Here is a 15,061-nt window from a genome sequence, read left to right as displayed (position 1 = left end):
ATCGCGTTATGTGATTTATCGCCCGGTCGCGGCCGACGCGTCGGGCTTTTCCCTATCGACGGAGTACGGGCGAGTAATGGTCCAGAACGTGGCGTCCGTGATAGCCGACCTCGAAGCCGAGGACTTCTATCTGCTCTCGGGGGTCGAACAGGGGATGCGCTTCTCGGAGTACGTCGACCGCGAGACGCTCCCCGAGTACACCCGCCTGTCGGCCGAGGACGTGGACTACCGGCTGGACCGCTGTGAGGACCGCGGGCTGGTCGAGCGCAAGACCATCCAGTACGAGGGGTTCAAGCTCACCTTCGAGGGGTACGACGCGCTCGCGTTGCACACCTTCGCCGAGCGGGAGACCTTCGACGGCGTCGGCGCGCCCCTGGGCGTCGGCAAGGAGAGCGACGTGTACGAAGTCCGGTCCTATCGCCCGCTCGCGCTGAAGTACCACCGCGAGGGCTACACCAACTTCCGCGAGGTGATGAAAGAGCGCGACTACACCTCGGATCGGGACCACGTCTCCTGGCAGTACACCGCGCGCAAGGCCGCCGAGCGCGAGTACGACGCCCTCGAATCGCTGTACCCCGACGTGTCGGTCCCCCAGCCGGTCGACCACAACCGCCACGCCCTCGTCATGGAGAAAGTCGACGGCGTCGAGCTCTCCCGGACGAAGCTCACCGACGCCCAGGTGATCCCCGTCATGGAGCTGATCCTCGCGGAGATGGCGACCGCCTACGCCGAGGGGTACGTCCACGCCGACATGAGCGAGTACAACGTCTTCGTCACCGAAGAGGGCGTCGTCGTCTTCGACTGGCCACAGGCCGTCCCCACCGACCACGAGAACGCCCGCGAACTCCTCGAACGCGACGTGGAGAACCTCGTCGGCTACTTCGCCCGCAAGTACCCCAGTCACGTCGACGAGGTCGACGTGCCCGCCCTCGCCGGGGCGCTCGCCGACGATTCGTTCGAGTCGGTCGCCGAGTTCGCCGAATAAGTCCGTTCTCGGCCGGTCCGCAGCATTCTGTCCGACGAATTCCGACGGAACCTCCGTTAGCATCTCGGGCAGATAAATCGTATATCGCGATACCAAATCTAATCTGCCCTGTCGACGCACGCCCACAGAATTCGGGGAGACGAAGCCTCTCGGACGACATCTCGGATCCGCGAGCGAAAAAACAGGCGGGCTCGGACACTCGGACCGACTCGCCCCCGGCGTCAGCCGAGGACGTAGCGCAGGCGCGGGTAGCGCTCGATCAGCGCTTGCCCACCGACCTCGTAGCGTTCGACGAGCGCGTCCAGCCCGAGGATCCGGCCGGCGCCGAAGGCGGCGACGGCGAGGAACACGAGCATGTAGGCGAAGTCGCCGTTGATGACCCCGTGGGCGACCTCCCAGTTCCCGAAGTAGAACAGGGCCATCATGAGCGCGCCGAACAGGGCCGCGAGGCGGACGAGCGCACCGACGAGCAGGCCCAGGCCGATGAGGACCTCCCCCCACGGGACGGCCACGTTCGCGAACGCGACGAACCAGTCGGTCGTCCCCATCCAGAGGAAGGCGTCGGCCAGGGGGTTACCGTTGGTCGCGGCCGAGTGGACGAGATAGCCGTCGGCGGCGAATCCGCCCTCGAGGATCTTCGTCGCGCCCGAGTACAGGAACGCGTAGCCCATCATGAGCCGCAGCGCCAGCACGAACCACGCCGACAGGCTGTGGGCTTTCCCGCGGACCGTGATGCCGCCGATCTCGCTCTCGAACTCGTTGACGCCGGGGGTGGTCGTTGCCATTGTGTTGACCTCTATCTGGACAGACGCCGGTTCGGAGTATATACCCGACAGGCTGTTCTCTCCGACCGAGAACCGTTCTCGGCGAGTGGGAAACCTCGTCGAATGAGGACCGGCGAGTCGGTCCCACCGAGCGCGAGAAGCGACGACGACGCTACGCCAGGCGGACGCCGTCGACTCGGAGCGTGCTGGCCCCGCCCTGCCAGAAGTTCAATCGTAGCGAGAGGGTCGACGAGGTCCGGTCGACGCTCGGCGACTCCGTGTCGACGGCGACCTCCGAGAAGGAGGCGCCGGTCGAGTCGTCGCTCACGTCGCGGTCGATCTGTTCATAGGACGTACTCGGCGCGTCTGTCGGTGTCGGCGTCGACGTGGGGCCGCTGGGCGTCGGGGTGTCCGCAGGCGTGGCGGTCGGCGTCACGGTCGGGGGCCGCGACGCCGCGGTCGCGGGCGGGGACGGCGACAGGGAACGGTTTCGGTCGGTTCGGGAACCGCCGCGGTCGGTTCGAGAGCGACCGCGGTCAGTTCGGCACGCGGTACGTCAGGTCGATGGCGTCGACGATCGGGTCGTTGCGGTTCAGGTCCGTCTCCAGTTCGACGTGCAGCGAGTCGAGCATCGTGTCGACCATATCCTGCCGTTCGGCGCTGCTCGACCACGCGCTGCCGTCGCGGGGCGTGCCGATCTCCATGGCGACGCTCTGGCCGGGGTAGATCGTCCGCATGTGGTACGGTTCGTCGTGGTTGGCCAGGCGAACGGCGTACACCGACAGATCGGTGTAGTCGGGGTGGTTCACCTCGATCACGTCGCGCTGGGGGTGGCCCAGCGACGCGCTCGGCCGGTGGGGGTTGTTCCAGTGGCCGTCCGAGAGGTTCGAGGCGTTCCCCGAGGGGCCGAGCCACCAGATGACCGCGGCGTCCTGGAAGTACGGCACCTCGCTGGTGTTTTTCAGCTTGATGTACTGGTTGAGGTAGCCCCCGCCGGTCTCGTGGATCCGGATCTCCGCCTCCATGGGCGCGTTGGCGGTGAAGCCGTCGCCGCCGAGCGACTCGCCCGTCGCCGGGTGGACCTTCTCGGCGGCGGCGTCGAGTACCGGGTTCGTCTCGTCGTTGTAGAAGGAGTCAGAGATGCTCCCGGAGCTCGCCCACTCGCGGCTGTCGTCGTACTGGGGCTGGTCGTGAGCGCGGTCGCGCACGCGGACCTCCATCGGCTGGTAGGTCCGCGCGTCCGTCGGCCAGCGGTCCTGGATCAGCTGGTCGGGGTCGTTGGTGGCCGCGGTCGGTCCCGCGGTCTCCGACCAGACCGTCGAGGGCTCGTCGTGGACGCCGGGGTCCTCCTCCTCGTCGGGCAGCAGCGCCAGCCGCGGCAGTAGCTTCACCGTCGCGTGGGCCGGGAAGTCGTGCTCGGCCAACTGTTTCACGTACGGCAGCGCCTGCGTACCGAGCTGGCCGAGCGTCAGCGAGCCGTCGCCGGCGCTCTCCTCGACGGCGCTCACGTCGTAATCGAACTCCTCGGCCTTCTCGGAGTCGGTCCACTCCTGGAGCTTCGAGCCCGTCTCGCCCGGCAGGTAGTCCGTGAAGTCCCGCGGCACGTAGTAGGGGTCGTCGAAGTGTTCGCACAGCTCCGCGACCGTCGTGCTCTCGGTGATCGCCGAGGCCGCCGGCAGCGAGTCCGGTTCGGGCGGCCGCTCGGGGAACGGCACGTCCCAGGTGCTCCCGCCGTCGTCGGGCGCGTCCGTCGGCGTCTCGTCGTCGGGTTCGTCGGTGGGTGTGTCCGTCGGCGTCTCGTCGTCGGGCGCGTCCGTCGGTGTCGACGGGTCGGGTGTCGGCGTCGCCGTCGCGGTCGACGGCGGCGCCTCGCCGTCGCTCGTGAACGCGATGCGGTCGATCTCGACCGCGCCGGAGGCGCCCTGCCAGAAGTTGAACCGAACGGCCTTCGGGTTCTCCGGGTCGGCGCCGGCCGCCGAGAGGTCGACCGAGACGGTCGACCACTCCGTGCCGATGGTGTCGTCGGTGAGATTCGACAGTAGCCCCCTGGCGCCCCCGATATCGACCAGGAAGTCGCTCTCCTCGCCGCCCGAGTCCCCCCGGACTCGCATCGTCAGGTGACCGTGGTCGGCGACCGACTGGCCGACGTTGCTCGCGAACCAGCCGGCGTTGTCGTACGCCAGCCGCAACGCGCCGTCGGCGACCTCGCCGCTCCCGTCGCCGTTGGCGAAACTCCCCGCGCCGGCCCAGTTGCCCAGGTCGTTCGACCCGGGATACGTCCCCCCGTCGAACTCGTGGACGACCAGCGCGGACTCCTGGCCCAGCACCGTCGACACCAGGCCCAGGCTTCCGAATGCGATGCCCCCCCCCTTCAGTACGGTTCGTCTATCTACCATTGCAGAGTACACATACGACCGATAGCTGTTAAAGTTAACGAATAGAAAAATAATTTTTGCGAAACGCTAATCTCTTCGGGTCCCGGCGGACCCGACAGCGGGCGAACCGCGCTGCGCGGCGCGGTCCGAAACGCGTCGATCGGGGCGTGGAAACCCAGGGAACGTGAGCGTGGGGGCGAAGCGCCTACTCCAGCCGTATCCCTCCGATCTCGAGCGTGCTACTGCCGCCCTGCCAGAAGTTCAAGCGCACCGACGGCGACGAGCGGTCGACGCCCGCCGCTTCCATGTCGACGCGCACCTCGCTCGCGCTCGTGCCGATCGAGTCGTCGGTGACGTCGGCGAGCATGGTCCGCACCCCGCCCATGTCGAACAGCACCTCCGACTCCTCGCCGCCGTTCGCGCCGCTGACGCGGATCACCAGGTCGTCGTAGTCGCTCACCGACCGGTTGATCTGCGTCTGGAACCAGCCGCCGTTGTCGTACTCTAAGACGAGCGCGCCGCCGGTCTCCTCGCCGCCGCCGTTCTCGAAGGAACCGGCGCCGCACCACTGCCCGAGATCGTTCCGATGGGACGCCCAGCCGGGGTCGCCGTCGTAGTCGTCGACGACCAGCGCGTCGCTCGCCGGCGTGTCCGTCGGCGTGTCCGGCTCGTCGGTCGGCGTCTCCGGCTCGTCGGTCGGCGTCTCCGGCTCGTCGGTCGGCGTCTCCGGCTCGTCGGTCGGCGTGTCCGGTTCGTCCGTCGGGGTGGCGGTGGGCGTGTCCGTCGTCGTCCTGCCGTCGCCGAGCTTGTCGTAGACGACCGGGAAGTAGTCGCTCGTCGAGTAGCTGTCGGCCGAACAGTCGTCGCCCCAGTAGGGGTCGGCCATGTTCATGCCGCCGCCGTCGCCGTTCCAGGACCAGCCGACGACCGGCCAGCCCAGCTCGTTGGCGTGGTCGATGATGGCCGACCAGTCGGCGTCGCCGTCGCTGTTCTGGGGCATACTGCCGAACTCCCCGACCATGCAGGGGTAGTCCGTCTCCTCCAGGACGTCCAGGTCCTCGGCGGCGAGGTACTCGCCCGTCGTCGCGTTCCAGCCGACGGGGTAGACGTGCGCCGAGAGGATCAGGTCGTCGTCGCCGATCGACTCGACGGCGTCGGCGAGCCGATAGGTCCCCTGGCCCCACCCCGGCGCGTCACAGACGATGGGTCCCGAGTAGCTCGTCCCGTCGCGGACGGTCGAGAGCGCCTCGTCGTACGCCGAGGCGTACTCGTCGGCGGTCACCTGGTGGTTGCCCCACTCGTTCATCATGTTGATCGTGAACTCGGCGTCCTGCGAGAGGTAGTCGTAGTGTTCGACCCACCAGTCGGCCGCGTTCTGGAGGTGGGCCGGGTCGGCCGAGCCGTTGTGCGGATGGTGGTGGTACGTCGCCAGAACGTCGTACCCGTGCTCGTGGGCCTCGTCGATCCACCGCTTGGCGTCGTCCATCGTGGACTGGCTCTCGCCCATCGACGGGGGCTCGATCTCGATGCGGACCGTCTCGATGTCCGGATACTCGTCCATCAGGTCCCAGCCCAGGTCCTGGTCGCCGCTACAGTAGTACGGCGGCATGAGGTTCACGCCGTCGCCGAGGTCGGCGCCGGTCGCCGTCGACACTTCCGCGCCGAGCGTGCCGACCGCGCCGAGGGCCACGCCGCCCCCGAGCGCCCGCAGGACCGTCCGTCGCTGGGTCCCGCCGGTCGCGGCGTCGTCCGCCCGATCGCGTCGCTGTTCGTCGTCCTGTGCCTGTCGTGGTGAGTCGTCGGAGTGCATGGGTCTCTGTCGTATCGTGTCGCGGTCGTCAGGCGATCGTGATCTCGACCGTGTCGGTGGTCGAGGCGCCCTCGTCGTTCGTCGCGGTCAGTTCGACCGCGTAGGTGCCCGCCGCGTCGTAGGTCGTCTCGGCGTACCAGCCGCTGGCCGACTCGCCGTTGCCCAGACTCCAAGACAGCGAGTCGATCCAGTGGCCCGAGTCGGTGGTGTCCGTGACGCGGAAGGTGACCCGCTCGCCGACCGACGCCGCGGTCGCGCTCGGGTCGATCTCCGCGATCAGGTCGCCGCTACTGCCCGAGTCGCCATCGGAGCCGTCCGAACCGTCCGATCCATCCGAGCCGTCCGAGCCGTCCGAGCCGTCCGAGCCGTCACCGGAACCGGCGTCGGGGCCGCGGAGGGCGATGCGGTCGATCTCGACGGCACCGGAGGCGCCCTGCCAGAAGTTCAGGCGAACGGACTGGGGGTTGTCCAGGTCGGCGCCCATCGCCTCGAGGTCGACGGTGACCGTCGACCACTCGGTACCGATGGTGTCGTCGGTGACGGTCGCGAGCACGTCGCTCGCGCCGCCGACCTGGACGGTGAAGTCGCTCTCCTCGCCGCCCGAGTCGCCGCGGACGCGGAGATGTAGCGTCGGTCGGTCGGCGATCGACCGGGCGACGTTCGAGCCCATCCAGCCGGCGTTGTCGTACTCCAGGCGGAGCGCGCCGTCGGCGACCTCGCCGCTTCCGCCGCCGTTGGCGAAGCTCCCCCCGTCGGCCCAGTTGCCCAGGTCGTTCGAGCCGGGATACGCGTTCCCGTCGAACTCGTGGACGACCAGCGCGTCGCCGGCCGGCTGGTCGGTGCCATCGTCGCCGTCGTCGCCGTCGTCGCTCGCCGCGGTCGTCGCCGAGACCGTCGCGGCGTCAGACTCGTTGCCCGCACCGTCGACCGCCGTGACGCCGACCGTGTAGCTCGTCTCCGGCGAGAGCCCCTCGACGGTCGCCGTCGTCATGCCCGCACCGACCGTCTGGTCCTCGGTCCCGTCGACCCAGACGACGTACGCCGAGAGCCCCGACGAGCCGTTGTCGGAGACGCCGTCCCAGGTGACGGTGACCGTCGAGTCGGTCGTCGACGACACCGAGAGGGTCTCCGGCACCGACGGCGGCTGGGTGTCCCCCGTCTCGCCGCCGTCGCCCTCGACGGTGACGGTGACCGTCGTCGTGCCCGAGGCCTCGGACACCGAGACCGTCTCCGTCGTCTCCGCGCTGTCGGTGCTGACGGTGACCTCGTGGTCGCCGAGGAACGCCGTCGTCGCGTAGGCGCCCGAGCCGTCGGTCGTCCCGCTGTCGTCGGTCCACCACTCGTCGTACACCAGCCCGGTCCACACGTCGTAGGCCGGCTTCTGCGACCAGTCCTGATAGAACAGGGGGGCCTCGTTCTCCCAGTGGCGGCCGTCCCAGAACCCCCACATGATGAAGTCGTCGCAGCCGGGGTGGGAAAAGGCGCCCCGCAAGTAGTTCTCCAGCATCTGGGCGCGCTCCTCGTCGGAGTTCCAGTCGCTGCCGTTGTACGTGTCGAACTCCGTGATCTTCAGGCGCGCGCCGTGGTCGGCCCACTTGTTCATCTCCGCGGCGACCTGGCCGGCGTCGATGCGGCCGTCCGGGCTGGAGTTGCTGTTGAACTCGCCGGTGCGAGCGGCGACGTGGGCCTGGAGCCCGACGGTGTCGAGCTGGACGGCGTTGCTGTTGATGTGGTCGATCTCGGACTCGTAGCGGCTGTCGGTGTAGGCGTAGGGGAACTGGTTGAAGTCGTTGACCGCGATCCCGAGGTCGAGGTCGTTCTCGTCGATGACCGACTCGGCCTCGTCGTACCAGTCGGCCAAAAGCTGGGAGGTCCACGGGACGACCTCGCCGGTCCAGGGCTCTTCCGTGTCGATCTGGTCGCCGTAGACGCCGATCTGCATCTGATAGGCGTGCATCGCCTCGTTGACGACCTCCCACTCGGTGAAGTCGTCGCCGTAGTGGGTGATTATCTCCTCGATGTGGGCCATCGAGCGGTCGCGGATCGTCTCGGCGTCGTTGTCGTCGATGGCCGTGTTGACGTCAGCGGGGATGGCCGCCACGTCCTCGCGGCCCCACAGGCAGACGTGCCCGCGCATGTCCAGCCCCTGGTCGAGGATCCAGTCGGTCGCCTCGTCGGCCAGCGCCCGCTCGTTCTCGAAGAAGTCCCACTTGTGGCGGTTCTCCATCACCGCCTTGTTGAACAGCTCCGGGATGTACTGGCGATAGTTGTCGCCCTCGCCGGACTGGTTGATCAGCGTGTCGGCGTTGACCGCCGTCCCGAAGCCGAACGCGTGTTCCTGCTGGGAGACCGAGACCTCCGCGCCCGAGACCGCCGAGCCGTCGGGGTTCTCGACGACCACTTCGAGGTCGCCCGCCCGGTGTTCCTGGATGCGCTCGTCCACCGTCTTCGAGGTGTCGGCCGTCTCGGCGGCCGCAGTCCCGCTCGCCGCACCGCCGAGGCCGGCCATCGCCGCAGCGGCCAGCGACGCCTTCAGGTAGTCCCGGCGGTCCATCGACGCCAGCGCCGCCGCGACCTCGTCGCCGTCGGCCGACGCGTCGGTGGCCGCCGTGTCTGTTCGCTCCGTCTCTCCCGTCTCGTGTGTGTCGTCGTTCGTCATGGGTTCCGTGTGTGCCTTTGGTCCGGTTCGCGCGCTATTCGAGCCGTATCTCCCCGATCGCGAGGACGCTGCTACCGCCCTGCCAGAAGTTGAGCCGCACCGAGAGATCCCCCACAGAGCGGTCGATGCCCGCCGACGCCAGGTCGACGCGCACCTCCGACGTGCTCGTCCCGACGGAGTCGTCGGTGACGTTCGAGAGCAGCGTCCGCACCCCGCCCATGTCGAACAGCACCTCGGACTCCTCGCCGCCGTCCGCGCCGCTGACCTCGAACACCAGCGTCGAGTACTCCTCGACGGACTGGTTGATCTGCGTCTGGAACCAGCCGCCGTTGTCGTACTCCAGCACCAGCGCGCCGTCGACGACCTCGCCGCCCCCGTTGGCGAACGACCCGGCGCCACACCACTGCCCCAGGTCGTTGCGGTGGCTCGACCAGCCCGGATCGCCGTCGTAGTCGTCGACGACCATCGCGTCCGCCGCCGGCGTGTCCGTCGGCGTGGGCGTCTCGGGTTCGTCGGTGGACGTGGGCGTCTCCGGTTCGTCCGTCGATGTGGGCGTTTCGGGCTCGTCGGTCGGTGTGGGTGTCTCCGGTTCGTCCGTCGGCGTGGGGGTGCCGGTCGCGGGACCACCGCCGGGGTCGACGTGCCGGAGCATCTCCTCGGCGTAGCGCCGGCCGAGTTCCCGGTAGGCTTCGGCGGTGAAGTGAGCGTTGTCCTGGCCTTCGAGCCCCTGGGCCGAAACGACGTGGGCGTTCGCGATCACGTCGGGGAGTTCGTTGACTTCGGAGTTGTGCGCACCACAGCACCCGCCCTGGGAGTCGTAGAGCATCTCTCCGGCCAGGAACGGGACCGTCCCGATCCCCAGGTCGGAACGGAGGTTCTGGACGATGCCCTGGACGTCGCCCGTCCACTGCTGGTCTGCCGTGTCGGTCTCGCCCTGGTGGAACAGGATGCCCTTGAACGTCCCGGCTTCCTGGGCCGTCTCGGCGAGGTCTCTCATCCACTGGTAGGCGCCGTCGAACTGCGAGGGGATGTCGCGACCGTTTCGTCCGATAGGCGCGCCCTTCTGGAAGAGCTTGATGTCGGCTCCGCTGACGGCCGCCGGGACGAGGCCGATACCCCTGTCCTCGGGCACCTCGTCGATCATGGTCTTCGCGAAGTAATCCCCCGGACCCAGGTTCCCGTAGCATCGGTTGAGCGGGGGTTCGGCGCGGTACCACTCGCCGTACTCGCGTTCGAGGTTCGGACAGTCCAGGTCCGCGAGGACGTGAATCCGGTCGTTCGTCTCCCGGTCCTGCGGTTCGATCGTCCCCTGGCCCTCCATGTTCGATTGGCCGAACAGGAGATACAGGTCGAGGTTCGACGGGTCCGTCGGCGTGGTCGCCGACGCCTGCGCCCCCAGACCGACCGCGAGTGCGCCCGTGCCGAGCGCCGCACCGGTCTTCAGGACGCCGCGTCGGGAGAGCGCGCTCGATCGGTCGGCGCGCTGGTCGTCGGCCGCCGTTCGAGCCGGCGCCTGATCGGGTCGGTTCTGTGACTCCTCCGTGTCGTGTGTCGGGTCGTTTGCTGTCATCTGTTCCGGGAGTCCCTCCTGTGGCCGCCGTCGCGTCGAAGCGAGAGCGGTCGAGAGCCGAGATGAGTCCGTCGCATCGCTATTCGAGCCGTATCTCCTCGATCGTGAGCGTGCTGGCCCCGCCCTGCCAGAAGTTCAAGCGCACCGAGGGCGACGAGCGGTCGACGCCCGCCGATTCCATGTCGACGCGTACGTCGCTCGTGCTCGTGCCGATCGAGTCGTCGGTGACGTTGGCGAGCATCGTCCGCACCCCGCCCATGTCGAACAGCACCTCGGACTCCTCGCCGCCCGAGGCACCGCTGATCTCGAACACCAGCGTCGAGTAGCCCGACACGTCCTCGTTGATCTGCTCCTGGAACCAGCCGCCGTTGTCGTATTCGAGGACGAGCGCGCCGTCTTCGACCTCGCCGCCGCCGTTGGCGAACGACCCGGCGCCACACCACTGCCCCAGGTCGTTGCGGTGGCTCGACCAGCCCGGATCGCCGTCGTAGTCGTCGACGACCATCGCGTCGGCGGGCGTCTCGCCGTCGCTCCCGCCGCCGTCGTCGCTGGCGTCGGTCGTCGCCGTCACGGTCGCCACCGCCGAGGCGTTGCCCGCGCCGTCGACCGCCGCGACGCCGACCTCGTAGGAGCTATCGGCCGACAGCCCGTCGACGGTGACTGCCGTGGTGCCCGCCGCGACCGTCCGGTCCTCGCTTCCGTCGAGGGAAACGACGTAGTGGTCCAGCCCGCTCCCGCCGGAATCGGTGACGGCGTCCCAGCCGACCGACACCGACGAACTCGACGTTCCCGTCACCGAGAGGTTCGCGGGCGCCGACGGCGCGGTGGAGTCGCCCGCGGCGTCGGTCGTGGCTGAGGCGCTCGTCATCGCCGACTCGTTGCCGGCGCCGTCGACCGCCGAGACGGCGACCGTGTAGCTCGTCTCCGCCGACAGCCCGTCGACCGTCGCCGAGGTAGTCCCCGCGGCGACCGTCTGGACCTCGCTGCCGTCGACGTGGACTGCGTAGCTCTCGAGGCCGCTCCCGCCGGTGTCGGTGACGGCGTCCCAGTCGACCGAGATGGAGGTGCTGGTCGTCCCGGTCACCGAGAGATTCGTCGGCGCCGGCGGGGCGGTCGTATCAGCGCTCCCCTCGGACTCGCCGAACTCGATCCAGTCGAAGTTCCAGGCGCCCGACTCGGCGGTGACCCGGACGACGTGCTCGCCTTCGGGCAGGTCCAGGTCGCCGACGCGGATCGTCTGCCAGTTCGACCAGCCGCCGGTCTGCCACACGTCCTGGGTCGCCAGCGTCTCGCCGTCGACTGAGATACGGAGCGCCCCGCCGCCGCCAGACCCGGCCGAGACGTTCACCCGCGTCGTGCGCGACCCCGCCGACTCGACCTGGACGGTGTACTCCAGCCACTCGCCGGTCGAGATGTAGCCGACGTTGTAGCCGGTGTTCGCCGACGTGCCGATGTCGACGGCCGTGTCGCGGTAGGAAGCGCCGCCCTGGTTGGCGGCGGTGGTGTCGTAGTAGCTGACCCCCTGGCCGCCCTCGTCGAAGTCCTCGGCCTGGACGCGCCCGGGCAGCGTGTGCGGGCCGTTGTAGGGCGACTGCCCCGCGTCGCGGGCGATCGTCTCGGCGACCACGGTCGCCGGGTCGGACTCGTTGCCGGCGTCGTCCTCGGCGGTGACGGCGAACTCGTAGGTCGTCCCCGGCGAGAGCCCGGCGACCGTCGTCGTAGTGGCGCCGGGCAGTGCCTCCTGGACCCGCTCGCCGTCGAGATAGACGGTGTAGTGCGAGAGACCGGCCTCGCCCTCGTCGGTGACCGCGTCCCACGAGAGGTCGACGCTGATCTCGGTGGCGTTCGAGACCGTCGGATTCGCCGGCGCCGGCGGCGCTATCGAGTCGTCGATGGGACTCGCCGGGACGCTGTCGGACTGCGTCTCGTCGAGCCAGGTCTTGATGTACCCGCCCATCTGGTCGGCGCCGGTCTTGAGCGTCCAGGGCTCGGCAGCGCCCTCGCCCGGCGAGTCGAAGAAGGTCGGCGCCCACGAGTCGTCGAAACACCAGGAGATCCAGCCCATGTTGGCGTAGCCCTCCGCCCACTGGCGGAACGGCTCCCCCCAGCCGGAGGTGGTCCCCTGGTCGACGCTCCCGCCGTCGGGGTCCCAGCCGAACTCCGTGACGACGACCGGCACGTCGTTGGCCGGCTCGCCGTAGTACTGGTCGAACTCCGAGGGCGCGCCGTTGTCGGGGTAGATGTGGGCCGCGTAGATCAGGTTCTCCCCCTCGAAGGGGTACTCCGGCGCCATGTGGGTCACCGAGGTCCATCGCGGCGAGCCGATGACGATCGGCGTCTCGGGCGCGTGCCCGCGCACGAGGTCGACCCACGGCTGGGCCGCGTCGCGCCAGGTCTGCCAGGCGCCCTCGTCGTCGCCGTACATCGTCGGCTGGGTCGGCTCGTTGAACAGCTCGTAGACGACGTGCTCGTCGTCGGCAAACTCCGGCGCGACCGCGTTCCAGAAGTTCCGCATCACGTCGTCGATGGGGTCGAGCGTGTCCTCGTTCTCCGAGTTGTACGTCTCCGTGGCTTCCTGCGTGTAGGGCCGGATGAGGTGGAAGTCTACCAGCGCGTACACGTCTCGGGAGGCCAGAATGTCCACCGCAGGGCGGATGAACTCGGAGATCAGGGTGTCGATGCCGTAGTGGGCGACGTTGTCCTGGGTGAACGGCAGGCGGACGACGTTGGGGTGCCAGCCCCGCTCGGTGTCGGTCGCCCACCGCAGTACCTCCTCGAAGGACTTGGGGTGGGTACGCCGGTAGAACGCGGGGTCGGCGGTCGCCATCCCGCGCAGCTGCACCGCGTTGCCCTGCGGATCGCGGATCCACTTGCCGTCGGTGTGCAGCCGGGGCGTCGGCACGCCCGCGCTCGCGCGGCCGGACAGGAGCGTCCCGCCGGCCGCCGCCGCGCCGATCGTCTTCAACGCTGTCCGCCTGGTCGCCGTCGCGGTGCCGTCGCGGGCGTCCTCGCTGGTCCCGTCGAAGGCGTCGGCGGGCGATGACTCGTCCGTCATTCCAGACGCACCTCCTCGATGGTCAGCGTGCTACTGCCGCCCTGCCAGAAGTTCAGTCGCAGCGACGGCGACGAGCGGTCGACGCCCGCCGACGCCAGGTCAACGCGCACATCGCTCGCGGTCGTCCCGATGGAGTCGTCGGTGACATCGGCGAGCACGGTCCGCACGCCGCCCATGTCGAACAGCACCTCCGATTCTTCCCCGCCGTTCGCGCCGCTGATTCCCAGAACCAGATCGTCGTAGTCGCTCACGTCGCGGTTGATCTGCGTCTGGAACCAGCCGCCGTTGTCGTACTCTAAGACGAGCGCGCCGTCGACGACCTCGCCGCTTCCGTTCTCGAACGACCCGGCGCCGCACCACTCGCCCAGATCGTTCTGACTGGCCGACCACGACGGGTCGCCGTCGTAGTCGTTCACGACGAGGGCGTCGGCGGGCGCCCCGCCGTCGCCGCCCCCGGGATCGTCCGTGGGTGTGTCCGGTTCGTCGGTCGGCGTGTCCGTCGGCGTATCGGTCGGCGGCTGGGTAGGGGTGGGTGTGTCGGTGTCGCCGCCGTTGTCCGCGGACTCGCCGGAGCCGCTGGCGTAAGTAGTGCCGTTGACGGTCACGTCGAAGGTCTCGTAGGTCGTCTGTCCGGTCGAGCCGGGCCAGTACTCGTTGCCGAGTTCGATGCCGGAGAGCCACAGGTCCTTGCTGACGCCGTGTTCGTCGGTGAGGTAGTCGACGATCGGTTTCAGGTCGATCTTCCCGCCGTCGTGGCCGCCCTGGATCCGGAAGATGTAGAACTCCGCGTTGGTCCCGCCACCGCCGCCGTAGGTCACCCAGTGGTCGACGGTGTTGCCGTACTGGTCGGTCCAGAGACCCGTGGCCTCGACGCCGCCGTGGTCGTGCTGGTCGTTCCAGTCCAGCAGCAGCATGATCTCGTACTGGTGGGTCTCGGGCTCCTCGCCGACGGGCTCCTCCAGCAGCCACCACTCCTCGGCCCAGTCCCACTCGCCGCCGGACTCGCTGTAGTCGGCCTCGACGTCGATCGTCAGCTCGTCGACGTTCCGCCGACGCACCGGGAAGTCGGCGACGCCGGTGTCCGACCCCCAGGGCTTGGTGCCGACGAGCACCTGCGGGTAGTTGATCCCGCCGCCGGTGCCCGAGGCGTCGAAGTCGTAGCCGTAGCTGCCGTCTTCGTCGAGCCAGATGCACTGCTCGGCCGCCGAGTTGCCCCACTGGTTGTCGATCAGCGAGAACCCGTCGGCGACCTCGATGGCGCCGTAGTCGCTGGAGTCGCAGATCTCCTCGACCTTCGCCGCCGACACCCGGTCGCCCAGCCCGACGGCGAGGCCGCCGGCGCCGAGGGCGGCACCCGCCTTGAGGACGCTGCGTCTGCTCGCGGCGCCCGGGGGCGTGTCGGCCGCGCGGTCGTCGCCCCGTGCGGTCGGTTCGGCCTCGCTCGACTGCGGGGCCGCGCGTTCGTCGCTCGGTTCGGTCGTGTCGTCGTCTCGTGTCATGTGTCCGTGTGTGCCGCGGGGCCGTGCCCCGTCGTCGGTCGGTCCGTTAGCTGTGCTCCTCGGTCGCTCGGTCGCCCTGGTCGGTGTCGCCCGACCGCGGCGAGCGCGGGTCCGTCCCCGGTCGGTTTCGGCCCGCCTGGTGCCGTCGACATAGACGCTGTAGTGGTCGGTCCTCGCCGGCGCCGTCGTCGACCACGAGAGCGCGGCCGTGACGGCGGTGGTGGCGTCGACGGTCAGTCCGGTCGGTGCGGCCCGCGCGACCGGCGCAGTACCCCCGGTACCGCGGTCGCGCGGTCTCCCGTCGTCCCCGTCGGCGTGCTCGTTCCCTGTCATGGTCCGTCCGC

9 protein-coding genes are annotated in these 15,061 nt (G+C 69.2%); 1 reads left to right on the top strand and 8 read right to left on the bottom strand.

Translation table 11 applies throughout. The features are described 5' to 3' along the window. Positions 1 to 76 precede the first annotated feature (76 nt). Complete coding sequence (locus HZS55_RS07555; protein ID WP_179911087.1) at positions 77 to 985, top strand: serine/threonine-protein kinase RIO2; 909 nt, start codon at positions 77 to 79, stop codon at positions 983 to 985. A 221-nt stretch (positions 986 to 1,206) separates the two neighbouring features. Here HZS55_RS07555 and HZS55_RS07550 read toward each other — a convergent pair whose 3' ends face one another. The 8 genes from HZS55_RS07550 to HZS55_RS07510 all read right to left on the bottom strand — a co-directional run bounded on the left by HZS55_RS07550 (position 1,207) and on the right by HZS55_RS07510 (position 14,717). Beyond that, positions 1,207 to 1,770: a DoxX family protein gene (locus HZS55_RS07550; protein ID WP_179911086.1), complete on the bottom strand. Its 564-nt coding sequence runs from the start codon at positions 1,768 to 1,770 to the stop codon at positions 1,207 to 1,209. Positions 1,771 to 1,921: 151 nt separating this feature from the next. Continuing rightward, a complete protein-coding gene (locus HZS55_RS07545; RefSeq protein ID WP_179911085.1) occupies positions 1,922 to 2,185 on the bottom strand; it encodes a hypothetical protein in 264 nt (87 codons plus the stop codon). 100 nt (positions 2,186 to 2,285) lie between these two features. Next, positions 2,286 to 4,145, bottom strand: coding sequence for a hypothetical protein (locus HZS55_RS07540; protein ID WP_179911084.1), 1,860 nt, complete (start codon positions 4,143 to 4,145; stop codon positions 2,286 to 2,288). Positions 4,146 to 4,329: 184 nt separating this feature from the next. Then, entirely contained in the window at positions 4,330 to 5,934 is a 1,605-nt protein-coding gene (locus tag HZS55_RS07535) for a cellulase family glycosylhydrolase (protein ID WP_246308382.1), read from the bottom strand. A gap of 28 nt (positions 5,935 to 5,962) precedes the next feature. Then, positions 5,963 to 8,593, bottom strand: coding sequence for an endo-1,4-beta-xylanase (locus tag HZS55_RS07530; RefSeq protein WP_179911083.1), 2,631 nt, complete (start codon positions 8,591 to 8,593; stop codon positions 5,963 to 5,965). 34 nt (positions 8,594 to 8,627) lie between these two features. Continuing rightward, complete coding sequence (locus tag HZS55_RS22390; RefSeq protein WP_218927287.1) at positions 8,628 to 10,163, bottom strand: sialate O-acetylesterase; 1,536 nt, start codon at positions 10,161 to 10,163, stop codon at positions 8,628 to 8,630. A 79-nt stretch (positions 10,164 to 10,242) separates the two neighbouring features. Beyond that, positions 10,243 to 13,218, bottom strand: a complete 2,976-nt coding sequence (locus tag HZS55_RS07515) for a fibronectin type III domain-containing protein (RefSeq protein WP_179911082.1) — start codon at positions 13,216 to 13,218, stop codon at positions 10,243 to 10,245. Beyond that, entirely contained in the window at positions 13,215 to 14,717 is a 1,503-nt protein-coding gene (locus HZS55_RS07510) for a GH12 family glycosyl hydrolase domain-containing protein (protein WP_179911081.1), read from the bottom strand. Before HZS55_RS07510 ends, HZS55_RS07515 begins: the two co-directional genes overlap by 4 nt. Positions 14,718 to 15,061 lie beyond the last annotated feature (344 nt).

It is taken from the genome of Halosimplex rubrum (assembly GCF_013415885.1).
GTDB classification, from domain to species: domain Archaea; phylum Halobacteriota; class Halobacteria; order Halobacteriales; family Haloarculaceae; genus Halosimplex; species Halosimplex rubrum.
Note: the sequence above shows the minus strand (reverse complement) of the source record. Positions and strands in the feature narration are given on the sequence as shown.

What these genes read in the sequence shown, in the direction of transcription:
- HZS55_RS07555 (WP_179911087.1), top strand. Translation starts at nt 77, where the DNA reads ATGGTCCAGAACGTGGCGTCCGTGATAGCCGACCTCGAAGCCGAGGAC.
- HZS55_RS07550 (WP_179911086.1), bottom strand. Translation starts at nt 1,770, where the DNA reads ATGGCAACGACCACCCCCGGCGTCAACGAGTTCGAGAGCGAGATCGGC.
- HZS55_RS07540 (WP_179911084.1), bottom strand. Translation starts at nt 4,145, where the DNA reads ATGGTAGATAGACGAACCGTACTGAAGGGGGGGGGCATCGCATTCGGA.
- HZS55_RS07535 (WP_246308382.1), bottom strand. Translation starts at nt 5,934, where the DNA reads ATGCACTCCGACGACTCACCACGACAGGCACAGGACGACGAACAGCGA.
- HZS55_RS07530 (WP_179911083.1), bottom strand. Translation starts at nt 8,593, where the DNA reads ATGACGAACGACGACACACACGAGACGGGAGAGACGGAGCGAACAGAC.
- HZS55_RS22390 (WP_218927287.1), bottom strand. Translation starts at nt 10,163, where the DNA reads ATGACAGCAAACGACCCGACACACGACACGGAGGAGTCACAGAACCGA.
- HZS55_RS07515 (WP_179911082.1), bottom strand. Translation starts at nt 13,218, where the DNA reads ATGACGGACGAGTCATCGCCCGCCGACGCCTTCGACGGGACCAGCGAG.
- HZS55_RS07510 (WP_179911081.1), bottom strand. Translation starts at nt 14,717, where the DNA reads ATGACACGAGACGACGACACGACCGAACCGAGCGACGAACGCGCGGCC.